Origin of the sequence: Pseudochrobactrum asaccharolyticum (assembly GCF_003314995.1) — a bacterium.
Lineage (GTDB): Bacteria > Pseudomonadota > Alphaproteobacteria > Rhizobiales > Rhizobiaceae > Pseudochrobactrum > Pseudochrobactrum asaccharolyticum.
In genome coordinates, this window is record NZ_QNRH01000003.1 from 589,298 (window position 1) to 603,464 (window position 14,167).

The 14,167-nt window shown below is 49.0% G+C and carries 8 protein-coding genes; 1 reads left to right on the plus strand and 7 read right to left on the minus strand.

What is annotated here, in order from left to right:
* Positions 1 to 180: 180 nt before the first annotated feature.
* Positions 181 to 2,577, plus strand: coding sequence for an autotransporter outer membrane beta-barrel domain-containing protein (locus tag DFR47_RS11020; RefSeq protein ID WP_170137482.1), 2,397 nt, complete (start codon positions 181 to 183; stop codon positions 2,575 to 2,577).
* 74 nt (positions 2,578 to 2,651) lie between these two features.
* On the opposite strand, the gene DFR47_RS11025 is transcribed toward DFR47_RS11020, so the two are convergent.
* The 7 genes from DFR47_RS11025 to pbfA form a co-directional block, all read right to left on the minus strand.
* Positions 2,652 to 4,397 carry an Ig-like domain-containing protein gene (locus DFR47_RS11025; RefSeq protein ID WP_113944445.1) on the minus strand — a complete coding sequence of 582 codons (1,746 nt, stop codon included), beginning with the start codon at positions 4,395 to 4,397 and terminating at the stop codon, positions 2,652 to 2,654.
* A gap of 306 nt (positions 4,398 to 4,703) precedes the next feature.
* A complete protein-coding gene (locus DFR47_RS11030; protein ID WP_374788376.1) occupies positions 4,704 to 7,196 on the minus strand; it encodes a GcvT family protein in 2,493 nt (830 codons plus the stop codon).
* A 78-nt stretch (positions 7,197 to 7,274) separates the two neighbouring features.
* Positions 7,275 to 8,093 carry a DeoR/GlpR family DNA-binding transcription regulator gene (locus DFR47_RS11035; RefSeq protein ID WP_113944446.1) on the minus strand — a complete coding sequence of 273 codons (819 nt, stop codon included), beginning with the start codon at positions 8,091 to 8,093 and terminating at the stop codon, positions 7,275 to 7,277.
* Between the two features lie 104 nt (positions 8,094 to 8,197).
* Positions 8,198 to 10,216: a putative 2-aminoethylphosphonate ABC transporter permease subunit gene (locus DFR47_RS11040; protein WP_113944447.1), complete on the minus strand. Its 2,019-nt coding sequence runs from the start codon at positions 10,214 to 10,216 to the stop codon at positions 8,198 to 8,200.
* On the minus strand, positions 10,213 to 11,376 hold the full coding sequence (locus tag DFR47_RS11045; protein ID WP_113944531.1) for a putative 2-aminoethylphosphonate ABC transporter ATP-binding protein: 1,164 nt from the start codon (positions 11,374 to 11,376) through the stop codon (positions 10,213 to 10,215). Before DFR47_RS11045 ends, DFR47_RS11040 begins: the two co-directional genes overlap by 4 nt.
* A gap of 187 nt (positions 11,377 to 11,563) precedes the next feature.
* Positions 11,564 to 12,586, minus strand: coding sequence for a putative 2-aminoethylphosphonate ABC transporter substrate-binding protein (locus tag DFR47_RS11050; protein ID WP_113944532.1), 1,023 nt, complete (start codon positions 12,584 to 12,586; stop codon positions 11,564 to 11,566).
* Positions 12,587 to 12,785: 199 nt separating this feature from the next.
* Positions 12,786 to 14,138, minus strand: coding sequence for a (R)-1-hydroxy-2-aminoethylphosphonate ammonia-lyase (pbfA, locus tag DFR47_RS11055; RefSeq protein ID WP_113944448.1), 1,353 nt, complete (start codon positions 14,136 to 14,138; stop codon positions 12,786 to 12,788).
* Between the last annotated feature and the right edge of the window lie 29 nt (positions 14,139 to 14,167).

Here is a 14,167-nt window from a genome sequence, read left to right on the forward strand (position 1 = left end):
ATGATTATTAAACGCAACCGTGAACACTATAGCAGATGTACTGCGCTTTATATCAGCGCCGCCTGCATGTTGTTGGGTATAAATCTTACTCCGACACTGAGCGCCGAGCCTTTTCAGATTTTAGATTCCGATCTCACACCGGCACAACAACCGGCCAATGCATCTGCGCAACCTTTTCAAATGTTAGCCAATGATACCCAAGCTGGCAAAACGACGACTTATCAAGGCACAGAATCTGCAGGTGATGCTGAAATCACCAATAATGCAGGTGATGCGGTTTACTTTAATGATCGGAGTACAGCCGCAGCAGCCGCGCTCATTAATAATACCGGTGGTACGACCCGTTTTAACGATCAGTCGACAGCCGCCAGCGCCTTTATTACCAATAATGCAGATGCGCAGTTATCTTTTCATCAGGACAGCACCGCGGCTGATGCCCGTATAACCAATAATGGCGGCGGCTCTTTAAGTTTTAATGATCATGCCAGTGCGGGCAGTGCTGTCATTACCAATAATGGCACAGCCAGTTTTAATGACAATGCCAGTGCTGATAATGCTCTGATTACCAACAATGCCACGGGCACTCTGAACTTTAATGATCAGTCCGATGCCGGACGGCGGAATATTTATAATAACGGGCAAGTCCGCTTTGCGGACCAAAGCTCGGCAAAAAACAGCCTGATTGATAATAATCAAACCGGAAGTATTGAATTTTCTGACAATAGCAGTGCGGCCTCAGGCAATATCAACAATAGCGGCCAGCTAACTTTCGCGGATGAAAGCAGCGCTGCGCAGGCGGCTATCGTCAATAATCAAACCGGCACTATCCGCTTTGACGGTAATGCCGGCGCGGCGGATGCAACGATCACCAATAATGGCTCCACCCGTTTTGCCGGTAACAGTGCCGCACAGGATGCAAGGCTGATCAATAATGCCGATGCGAACCTGCACTTTCAGGATCAGGCGAATGCCGGTAGCAGCATGATCGTCAATGCCGGTGACCTGACATTCAGCGACCGTAGCAGTGCAGAAAATGCAACCATTCTCACCAGTGAAGGCGGTGCAACCCATTTTCAGGATCACGCAGATGGCGGGACATCACAAATACAGATCAACCAAAATGCCCGCCTTGATGTCAGCCGGATGGCGAACAACCAGCTGTCAATCGGTGTGCTTAGCAGCGCCGGTTCTGTCAATCTTGGCCGGACAGTGCTGACAGCGCAGGATAAGATTGTTCTCAATGAAAGCTCCCAGCTTAATCTGGTGCTTGGCTACGGCCAGTTGATTGCACAGGATGTAGAGTTACAAGGCGGAGCGCTGGAAATTGAACGCGCTGCCGACCTGCTTTATGCTCTTGGAGAAACGTACCGGATTATAGACGCTCCCAACCTTTCCGGCTCCAGCTTCTCGCCTGATATCAAACACGACTTTGCTTTTGCCACACCGCAACTCAGCACTGACGGCACGGGGGTCGTCTTGGAGCGCAATACTGTGCAATTTGCCAGTGCCGCGCAGACAAACAATCAGACTGCCATTGCAAATGCACTGGAGTCTCTGGCACCCGATAGCTTACCATATCGCGTGATGATCAGCGGCTCGCAAAAAGATGCAAGCTATAGTTTTGACCAGCTTTCCGGCGAAATTCACGCGACCACGGCTGGTGCCGTTCACGATAATAGCAGTCTGCTACGTCTGGCATTGATGGAGCGTGCGCGGCAAGTATCTGGCGACGAGCAACCGCGGGCAACTGCCTGGCAAAGCTGGCTAACAATCAATGGTGCACTGACAAAACATGATGGTGACAGTAACGCTGCTTCTGCACGCCTCAACGGCTATTCCGCAACCGGCGGCGTTGATTATACGCTGGAAAATGACTTTACAATTGGTCTTGCCGGTTCCTACGAACAAAACAAACTGAAAATCTCTGATCGTTCCAGTACCGCTGATATTTCCACTCTCGGTGCAGGGCTTTATGGTGCATGGGTCTATGAAGGCCTGCGACTGCGCAGCGGTGCCGCCTATCAGCATCATTCAATTGACACAGATCGCAATCTCGCTTTGCCGATGCTGAATGGTCAGCTGGAAAGCAGCTATAATGGCTGGACCGGACAGATCTTTGCTGAGGCAGGCTATCGCTTTGATATGGCTGGGATCAATCTTGAGCCCTATGGCCGGATAAGTTATGTGCACAGCCGCTTTGATCGTTTTCAGGAATATGGCCTGAGTGACACAGCACTCAGCGGCAGAGCAACTGCGCTCGATAACACGATCGGCACGCTTGGCATCATTATGAGTAAGCGCTTTCTGCTTGATAATGACTTACAGGTTAATGCCCGTTTTGAAGCCGCATGGAACAGAAATTTTGGCGATCGCAATGCGGTAAGGCAGCTCGCCTTTTCTTCCGGCCTGCCGTTCGACATTGCAGGCGCATCTACAGATCGCAATTCTCTGTTGCTGGACGCACGCTTGTCCTTCTGGCGCTCTGAACGCTTAGGGCTTGATATCATTTATAGTGGCTTGCTTGGCAGCAACAGCCAAAGCCACCGTTTTGGCAGCACTGCAACACTACGGTTTTAAAGCATATAAAAATCCATGGCTCCTTTTTACGGGAGCCATGGATTCCAATGATTTAAACATTCAAAATGCAATATTTAAACAAAGGTAAACACTCTGCTTGTCTTAATATTATTATACGAGACAGAGAGAGTACCGGTCTCACGTGTAGAATAAAATAAGTTGTTCCAAATACCCATTCTAACAATAAACTCACCATTTGCATTAGTTCGCATTACAACTTCATTAATTGAGTTCGTCTGTGGAGAACCTACCTGCTGCAGACGCTCAGTTGCATTGTTAGCTATACCACTCCGATAACCAGAGCCGTAAAAGCTACAATTTATGTTTGCATTCGGAACAGGCTGGCCACCATATGTCAGCCTTACAGAGGCAACGTTACCTCCGCCAGCAAGGTTGCTAGTCTTCGTATGCGTTAGAGTATTATCTGCAATTGCTGTAATTGTGAGTAGGTATGACGGTGGCCGTGCTACTGGTTTAGCCTTGAACCGGACATCAACACTTTTCGTTACTGACCGGTCAGAAACAAGGGTAACGGTATATGTCACAGATATGTTAGCATTTGCGGTACTTAGAATACCTATATTAAATGTTCCATCCGATCTTGTAGGTAATGTACTTATTGTTGTGCCGTTGGTGAATTTGGCATTACCATTCAGTTTGAGTTCGAGCTGTGCACCACTGACTGGTTTATTATTATGATCTGTCAGTGTCGCTAAAACCTCATTGACACCTGTACCATCTGAATATTGACCATTTTTGTTAATGGTCAAAACAAGCTGCGGCGGTTTGGCCTTGAAGCGGACATCAACGCTTTTTGTTATAGATCTATCAGAAACCAGAGTAACTATATATTTCACAGATATGTTGGCATTTGCGCTACTTATAATACCGACATTAAACTCTCCATTCGCGTTTGTTGATTTTATACTTAATGCAGTGCCATTCGTGAATAGGGCATTACCATTCAGTTTGAGTTCGAGGTTTGCACCACTGACCGGCGTATTATTCTGGTCTATCAGTCTTGCAAGCACTTTGTTTTGGCCAACACCATCTGAAAATTGATCATTCAAACCGATAGTTAAATCAAGCTTCATTAGCCTAGCTTTAAACTTAACAACAACGCTTTGTGTCACCGATGGATCAGAGACCAGAGTAACTGTATATGTCACAGATATATCGGCATTTTCGGTCGCTTTAATACCAACATCAAATTGTCCATTTTCATCCGTTGGTCTTATACTTAACGCTGTATTGTTCGTGAAAAGGGCTTTCCCGCTCAGTTTAAGTTCAAGGTCTGCACCAATGACCGGCTTACCATTATTGTCTGTCAGCGTCGCTAAAACCCTGTTTTCAGCGATGCCATCTGCAAATTGCTCATCTCTACGAATTTTTAAGTCAAGGTTATACGGCTTGCCGATAAACTCATATTCAACAGGTGCCGGTGCCATTTTCGGATTAAGATAAGGCGTCGCTTTAATCATTCCCTTACCGGGGGTAAGATTAATCAACTGGACTGTCGAAGACAGGGATTTATTCGTATTTTTTCTGATGGTTGTTAGTTTATTTTCCTGGAAAACAGCCGTGCCACCCTCAATTTTATAATCAACAACAAGAGGTTTTGTACCCTCATCCATATTGTTAAAAGTAACCTGAGCAATATCCACGTCGACACCGTCGGCAACGGCACCATTTTTTCTCATGGTCAGGGTCATACCAGCTTCGACTTTGAGCAACTGAAAAAGCTGAGCCTGATCCTCCAGGCTCAAATCACTCATAACCGGATCAATTGCATTATCATTATCTATATTGGGATCAGTCATAACAAAACTATCCTAAATTGTTTTTAAATATTATTTTGTGAAAATTCTTTACAATAATACTTTAACGCATATGTATAAATTTTCTTTCATTGAATGAATAAAATAACAATTTCGAACATTAAAATATAAACTAATAGCGCTATACGCCAGAACAGAAATCATCGTATGTCGGCAAGACAAATCAACCGAATTCAAACACTGACAAATTTTAAGCTATTCAAATAAAGCGCCCAAACTACAGGCTTACTTTTGAGATAGCGGTTGGTCAGGGCAATCCGCCCAACAATACGCAGATTGCCCTGACAACTATATGATCACGTCCATCTTGACCCGTTCAGATTTCGGATCATATGGGCTGCGCAGGTGTAGTTTCGCACGATAGCGCTTTCCGGCGACATCAATGTCAAAATCACCCTGCTCCAGCCAGTCTTTATTGATGCCAGCCTCATCGCTGACCAGCCCGAGTGTTACAGCACAACCCAGTGTATGCCCGTGTGCGGCTGAGCGGATTTCCCCGACAGGCACACCATTTCTCAGGATAAGCTCACCACCCCACAGAACAGCACTTCCGTCTTCAAGTGTGAGTTGCACAATACGTCGCCGGATGTTGTTTTCAGCTTTGAATTTGGTCAGCGCATCCTTGCCGGTAAAACCGCCTGACTTATCCATTGCCACGGTAAAACCAAGTCCGGCTTCATAGGGATTAATATCCGGCGTCAGTTCGCGGCTCCATGCGCGATAGCCTTTTTCAAGCCGCAATGCTTCAAGCGCGTAATATCCGGCATCAGACAAGCCGAATTCCTGACCGGCCTCGTGCAGCGCCTCATAAACACCGACGGCAAACTCAACCGGAACAATCAGCTCCCAGCCAAGCTCCCCCACATAGGTCATGCGGTTTGCATAGGCTGTCGCATAACCCAGCGCAATCTCACGCACTTGTCCGAACGGAAATGCCTTATTCGTAAAATCTGCATCGCTCAGTTTTTGCAACACATCACGGGATTTTGGCCCCATTAATGCCAGCACTGCATAAGCAGAAGAAACATCAGTGACCATAACATGATCATCACTCTTGATATGTCGGTTAATCCAATCCACATCATGGACTGCCTGTGCTGATCCGGTAATGATCAGAAACTTTTCTGCGCCGAGGCGTAGTACCGTCAGATCCGTCTCATAGCCACCACGCTCATTCAGCATGCCGGTATAGACCGATGTTCCGACCGGCACATCAATATTGGCAACACAAAGATAATTCAGGACACGGCAGGCATCGCGCCCCTGCACCAGCAATTTCGCGAAAGAACTCTGGTCAAATACAGCAACACGTTCACGCACTGCCTGCATTTCGCGCCCGACATTATCATGCCAGTTTTGCCGTCCGAAACTATAGATCGTTTCCGGTTTTTGCCCTTTCTCTGCAAACCAGTTCGCCCGCTCCCACCCCATTTTAGAGCCAAAGCAAGCGCCCTTTGCCTGCAGAAGATGATAAAGCGGTGATCTCCGGAACGGCCGTGCCGTATCCAGCTCCCTGTTCGGCCACGGCATAGCATAATGCAGGCCAAGCGTTTCTTTGACTCGATCATGCAGCCAGTGCTGGTTATTGTTAAATCCGGCAAAGCGGCGGATATCGACCGGCCAGAGATCCATTGTCGGCGCGCCATTGATGATCCATTCAGCCAGCGCGCGCCCTGCTCCGCCTGCGCTGGCAATACCCATAGAATTGAAACCGGCACCGACAAAGAAATTTTTGAGCTCCGGCGCTTCCCCTAGGATAAAATTGTTATCGGGGGTGAAGCTTTCTGGTCCGTTATAAAACTTCTTCACTTCAGCATTAGCCAGTTGCGGCACGCGCAACAGCGCATTTTCCATCAGCGGCTCAAACTGATCCCAGTCATCTTCAAGCAAAGCAAATTCAAACTTATCCGGTATACCCTTCATACCCCACGGTTTGGCCTGTGGCTCAAAACCGCCCATGACCAGACCACCGACTTCTTCCTTGAAATAAATATATCCGTCGGGATCACGCATCACCGGCAGATCCGGATGCACGCCTTCAATTTTTCCGGTGACGATATACATATGCTCGGCAGAATGCAGCGGCACCGTAACACCGCACATTTGTCCGACTTTGCGCGCCCATTGCCCTGCACAATTGACGACAACCTCTGCCGCAATATTTCCGCGCTCAGTTTCAACACCACAGGCAACGCCATTCTTGACAGTAATACCGGTTACCTGAACGCGTTCCAATATTTTGGCACCACGCATCCGCGCGCCCCGTGCCAGCGATTGCGTCAAATCACTCGGATTGGCCTTGCCGTCATCCGGCAACCAGACAGCACCTTGCAGGTCATCGGTTGCCATAACCGGCCAGAGGTCGCCTGCTTCACGAGCTGAAATAACCTCAACATTCACGCCTTGCGCCCGTGCAGAAGCGGCTGTGCGTTGCAGCACTGTCATTCTGTCTTTGGTACGCGCAACAGACAGAGAGCCGCATTTTTTCCAGCCGGTCGCCAGACCGGTCTCCGTTTCAAGCTCATTATAAAGCTGTGTGGAATAGCGGATCAGACCTGTCATATTGGCGTGACTGCGTAATTGCCCCACCAATCCTGCCGCATGCCATGTTGTACCGCAACTCAGGCTGCCTTGCTCAAGCAATACAACATCTGTCCAGCCTGCTTTTGTCAGATGATAAGCAACCGAGCAGCCGATAATGCCGCCGCCAACAATCACAACCCGCGCCTGAGACGGGAAATTATCCGATATTTCTTTATTGCCTGCAGAATCCTGTGTCATGATCTCACTCCCTCCGGTTGAGATCACTATAAAAGCAATGCAACAAAAAACAACATTAAATGCAACATAAAATCACATTTAGGCCACTTGTACTATAAGTCCTTTATCCGATAGTGCTGATACAAATAGTGCCTCAGGCTGGCGATCCGTCAGAATGCCTGCAGCCTGTTCAAAATGCGCAACCCGCAACGGGGTCATACGGCCGAATTTTTCTGCACTGGCAAGAAACCAGGCCTCACCGGTATTCACCGCCATTCTTGAACGTAACTCCGCACCATTACGCGTAAAATCAGTGATCTCGCCATTGATGGTTACACCACCAGTGCCGAGAAAAGCCATATCAAAGCGGAAATTCTCTGCTGCCTGCAACACATCAATGCCGCTGCTGGACTCTTCAATGGCATTAATCTCTCCGCCAAGGATATGCACACGCACACCCTGCATATGGCAAAGTTGCAGCGCAATACGCAGGCTTGTCGTGCAAATTGTCAGGTTTTCCGGTATTTTCTCTTGCTGGCTCAGTGCCTGTGCCAGCGCCAAAGTCGTAGTTCCTGAGTCCAGAAACACCACCATATCCGAACGGATCAACCCTGCAGCGGCTGTTCCGATTGCCGCTTTTCCTGCGGCATTCTCCTCACTGCGCAACCCGAAAGCAGGTTCATTCAACTGGGGCTTTGTTGCCCCGCCATGAACAAGCGTTAGTAACCCGCGCTGTGCCAAATGTTTCAGATCGCGACGGATCGTTTCCCGAGATACATCGAAAAATGTCGCGACTTCACTGATGCCTGCAACACCATCTTCATTCAGCCTCCGTAATATTTCATCATGCCGTTGCGAAGCGAGAATGCGATGCTCTGCCGAACCATGCTGTTCAACATGCGATGATTTTTGTACCACAGCCAACTCCCGATACAGAAATGTTGCATTTTGTGGCTTTTAACAAAAAACAGCTCTGCAATGCAACATATTCTGTAACCGCCAGTCGTTTAAGGCGCATCATTCTACATGCGCCATGTTTGTGTTTTACGCAGCAGCATTTGTGACAGGCCATAATGCACCAGCCGCGCTGCAACATTGGTATAGAAAATCATCATCCCCATTGCGGCGGCAGGCGCCACATCCCCTGCATCATCCATATTCAGTACAGCTACGGAAGCCAGCGTTGTATGAGCAGAATAGAGGAAGACCACTGCCGAGACTGTCGTCATCGCATTGACGAAAAGGTAGATTGAAATATCCAGAATGGCCGGCAGGCACACCGGAACCGTCACCCGTGCGAATAACTTATAGAATGGTTGCTTGAGCGACGCCGAAACCGATTCAAATTCCGGATCCATCTGCTTCAGTGCGGTTAGTGCCGTCAGATGAGACACCGTATAAAAGTGTGTCACGGTACAGATAACAAGAATAATCATTGTCCCGTAAATGCCACTCAGCGGATTAGCCGGATTATTGAAAAAGAAGATATAAGCAAGCCCCAGCACCATACCCGGCACAGCCATAGGCAGCATGGCCAGAAACTGGAACAGGGCACGGCCTTTGGCAAAGCCCTCGGTTTTTTCAACCGCATAGGCGCCTACAAACACAACGACAGTGCCGATAATTGCGGTTAAAAATGCCAGCTGGATAGAATTGTAATAGGAACTCCAGCCACCGCCATCCATACGCCCGAAGTCAAAATTGCGCAGGCTCAGGCTCATATCATAAGGCCAGAATTTTACGATCGCAGCCAGCTGGCAGACCAGCAGAAGTCCGGTGATAAACAGCCCGATCAGAGTGCAGTAAAGCAAACACAGATTATCAAAAAGCGGTTTCTTTTTTGGTGAAAACGGCACAGCACGTGCAGATAATAGGGCAACCTGTTTACGCTGAATGAAACGGTCAACAGCAAAGGCAATCACCGCAGGAAACAGCAACATCACCGATACAACAGCGCCGATTTCAAAGTTCTGCTGGCCAATCACCTGCTTATAAATATCCACCGCCAGCACATTATACTGGCCGCCGATCACTTTCGGCAAACCGAAATCTGTGATGACCAGATTGAACACCACAAAAGCTGCGGAAATCAGACCATAGCGTGCGCCCGGTACTGTTACTGTCCAGAATGTACGCCACTTACTTGCCCGCAATGAATCCGCAGCTTCATAATGGCGGGCATCTGAAACAGCCAATGCGGTTGAAATAATCATCAGCGCATGCGGAAACGTAAAGAAAACCGAGCCAAGTACGATGCCCAATGGCCCGTAAATCGGCAGGCCGAACAGTAGTTCCTTCAAAATCCCCTGATTACCAAACAGATAAATCAGCGCAATACCCGGCAACAGCGACGGCACCAGAATAGGCATTACCGCTACCAGCTTGAAAAAACCTTTAAAGCGCATCTTGGAGCGATTGAGCGCATAGGCAAAACCAAAGGCCAGCGATACAGTTAAAACCATACTGATAAGCGCAATCACCAGCGAATTTTTGATCGACTGAAACAATGCCGGTGACGAGAAATATGCCCGGTAATTGTCCAGACCTGTAGTTTGCTGCGGCATCAGCATGACGCGGCGGAAATTATTGGAATCCACCTCCTGCCATTCCTGCCCGCGATAAGGTGCAGAGCCGATCAAAAACCGGCTGTCATCGGTCAAACCACGGATACGATAATGTTCCGCCCCGCGAAAACTGAAATCCGGAAACAATGCCACCGGTGACAAACGACCACTATTGGATGTCGACAGTTCTTCAGATGAAATCGTTTTCAGATCAGCATTCAGCTGACTTAATGACTGAGCCGGAGCCCAGTTACCTTTGCCGTCACCAACCTGAACTTCATAATTTTCCAGCTGAAACTGGTAGCTGGCAAAGGATTTAGACAGCATCACGTAAAGCGGTGCAGCCAATGTCACCAGCAGATAGGCACCGATAATCAGCATCATGCCGCGTTTGATCCAGTCATCAGAGCTGACCTTCTGACGGATCGCTTTTCCTGCGGGCATTACGGGGGCATTATAATCACTGACAGCACTCATCGCTTGCCCTTTCCGTCAAAAATCAGCAAACGGCTTTTCGGCAGTTCAACAAGAATGGTCATTCCTTCTGTCAGGCCAAGACGGCGCTCCGCATTGATGGAAAAATCAGCAATCAGCTGCTGGTTTTGCAAATAGGTACTGCGCATATGCGTACGCCAGAACGAGCCGAGAAACTCCATACTCTCGATCTGGACTTCAATCAGATTTTCTCCGTTACCGGCTGAGGAACTGACATCCAGTGCGCGGCCATGGGGGATCACATCATTCGGCCGGATAACCACAACTGCTTCACTACCCGCCGGCAAATTATGCTCATGGCATTGCAAAACCAGATCTCCGGAGACGGCTGTGCCGTCTGCACCAATCGTGACCGGATATTTATTGGTCTCCCCGATGAAATCGGCAACAAACAGGCTACTCGGCTGGCGATAGACCTCAAGCGGCGTCCCGACCTGCTCGATTGTCCCTTTGTTCATCACCACGATACGGTCAGCCATCGCCAGCGCTTCTTCCTGATCATGTGTGACCATGATTGTTGTCACGCCGAGTTTGCGCTGTAATTCTTTAATCTCATGGCGCAGGTGCACGCGCACTTTGGCATCAAGAGCAGAAAGCGGCTCATCAAGCAGCAAAAGTCCGGGTGAAATCGCAATCGCTCTTGCCAGTGCAATACGCTGCTGCTGACCACCCGACAGTTGCGCCGGATACTTCTTCGCCTGATCCGCCAACCCGACCAGTTCCAATAATTCCGCAACGCGTTGCATAATCTCGGCGCGCGGTTTTTTCATATTTTCAAGCCCGAAAGCGATATTCTTCTCAATCGTCAGATTAGGAAACAGAGCATAGGACTGAAAGACTATGCCGTAATCCCGTTGTGCAGGCGGCAGGCAGGAAATATCTTTTTCTGCCTGATGCACTGTGCCTCTTGTTTGCAAGTCCAGCCCCGCAATGGCACGCAGCAATGTGGTCTTGCCGCAACCTGAAGGCCCCAGAAAACAAATGAACTCGCCTTCTCTTATATCCAGATTAATATCCTTCAGAGCATAAAACTCGCCGAAGGCTTTCCACAAACCATCTACTTTGAGATATTGTTGCTTATTGATTGCCCTGTCGGCAGCAGTCAATTCCTGCTGACCAATGCGGACAGCATCCGTCGCCATTTCATGTTTCACGAATTCATTCCTCTGGACTGACATGTTCACACTCCCTGAACGAACGCGGAAAATCCGCGTTCGCAGTCGCATTATGCGTGCCTGTTAGAGTAGCTTCGGAAAAACACGGGATCCGCCTGTATCCGAAACCATGCAGAAAACAGAACTGTGATTGTTCCGAAGAACTGAGTTCTGCTCAGCCTTTGGATTCAGATTTTGAATCGTAGCGCTTTGACCATTCTTCCAAAATGGTTTTGCGGTTATTTGCCGCCCATTCCAGATCATTCTTGATCATTTTCTTTTCAAGATCAGCTGGAATATGCTCTACCGGCTTGGCAATGCCAGGCAGGGCAACCACTGCAAAGCTCTGGTTCAAAGCTGTCATCGCATTGGGTGTCAGCGTCCAGTCCATCAGTGTTTGAGCCGCCTCCAGATTTTGTGTTCCTGCCATAATCGCGACAGCTTCAGACTCCCAACCGGAGCCCTCTTCAGGGAAAATAATATCCACCGGCGCACCGGCGCTCTTTACCTGAGATGCCGGAAATTCGAAGGAAACACCAATCGGCACCTCGCCTGCACCGGCCATTTTGCACGGTTTGGAGCCGGAATGCGTGTAATTGGCGATGTTTTCATGCAGGGCATCCATGTAATCCCAACCGCCTTTTTCGCCAAACATCTGCAACCATGAAGAAACATCAAGGAAGCCGGTGCCGGATGATGCCGGATTAGGCATAACGACATGGCCTTTATATTCAGGCTTGGTCAGGTCTTTCCAGCTTTTCGGCGGTTTCAGGCCAAGTTTTTCGGCCTCAACGGTATTGAAACAGACGGCTGCAACATAGGCATCAAGGCCGATCCAGCTGGTCGGGCGATCCTTATCCACAAAACGCGGATCCAGCTTGTCGACATCCTTCGGAGTATAAGCTTCCAGCATACCTTCATTTTTGAGGATCAAAAGCGATGTCGCTGCAATACCCCAGACGATATCGGCCTTCGGATTGTTTTTCTCGGCCAGCAGCTTCGCAGTCATAACCCCTGTGGAGTCACGCACCCAGTTCACTTTAATATCCGGATGATCTTTATTGAAGGCCTCTGCAAAACGTTGCAGATCAACAGCTTCAAAAGCAGTATAAACAGTCAGTTCTGTTTGTGCATAAGCACTTGATGCCAAAGCAATACCGGCAGCAAGGGACAGAATAAAAGCGCGATGCTTTTTCATTTCATATTTCCCCATTGTTATATCAGCCTTTTATTATGTATTTGATGGCTGATTGCTTATTTTTATACCTGCTTTTGCAGGCTGTTCCCTCTTATGGCTCTTCATAGTGCGAACCATCATTGAATAAGTAAAATCTATTTATTTTATACATCACCCTTCAAAACTTATAGGTTGAAGGGGTTTTCTGCCGGACATGAAATTATATGCCCGCCAAAATTGCCTTTTCGACAATAGTCAGCGCTTGTTCAAGTTCTTGCTGCGTAATGATGAGCGGCGGTGACAAGGTCAGCACATTACCCTGACTGATCTTGAAACTGACGCCGCCCTCCAGACAGCGGTAATAAACTGCTTCAGCCAGCGCATTATCCGGTTCTCGGCTTTGCCGGTCACGAACCAGCTCCACGCCGAACAGCAAGCCGCGTCCTCGCACATCGCCCACATGCGGTGAGCGCAATTGCAACTCCCTAAGGCGGTTGATGACATATTGACCAAGTTCGGCGGCACGCTGAACCAGCCCTTCTTCCTCAATAATCTGAATTGTGGTGAGTGCGGCGCGGGTCGTCACCGGATTTTTCTCATGCGTGTAATGCCCGATCGCAAAATCACCGCATACATCCAGATCACGGCGCACAATTGCCGCCGCAATCGGCAGCATACCGCCACCCAGCGACTTACCAAGCACAATCATATCCGGTGTCACACCATCATGATCGGACGCAAAAAACTTACCCGTCTTGCCAAGTCCGGTTGGGATTTCATCAAAGATCAACAAGCTTCCGTGGCGGTCACAAGCCTCGCGTACTTTTTGCCAGAAACCGGGTGGCGGCGGATAGGGTGTGGCACGCATCGGCTCAGCCACCACAGCAGCAATATCACCCTCACGCTCCAGCACAAAAGAAACAATATCCGCGCAAGCAATGCCGCAGCTTTCAGGCCCTTTATGTTTGTAATGGCAGCGGTAACAGGCAAAAGGGGGAACATGTTCGGCACCGGACAATAATGGCACTGCAATACCTGAACGGAATGTTGCTTCCCCGCCCACAGATGATGCACCAAACCCTGCGCCGTGAAAGGCATCCCAGAAAGACAGGGTTTTAAATCGCCCTGTGGCTGCACGCGCCACTTTCAGCGCCACCTCAATGGCATCAGACCCGCCGGTTGTGAACAGTGTTTTTCCCAGATTGCCTGGTGCTATTTCAGCTAGCTTCTCGGCCAGTTCAATTGCCGGTTCACAGGTAAAACGGCGTGGTGCAAAACTCAAATCATCCATTTGTTGCTTAACGGCAGCAATCAGTTTGGGATGGGCATAACCGATATGATGGGCGCTGTTGCCGTGAAAATCCATAAAACGACGCCCGTTGGCATCTTCAATCCAGATACCCTGCGCCTTAACAATCGCTGTGAGGCAAGGGCTGGAAAGGCTCTGATGCAGAAAAACATCTGCATCACGGCGCAGCACTTCCTCCATATAAGGACTGTTTTGCTGCGCCTGCCATCGCTGCCTTGCCTCAGAGCGATTAGATTCACCTTCTGTGTGTACTGCCAGCTTCATACTCGCCGCCTCCCCAAACGGTTTTCAGA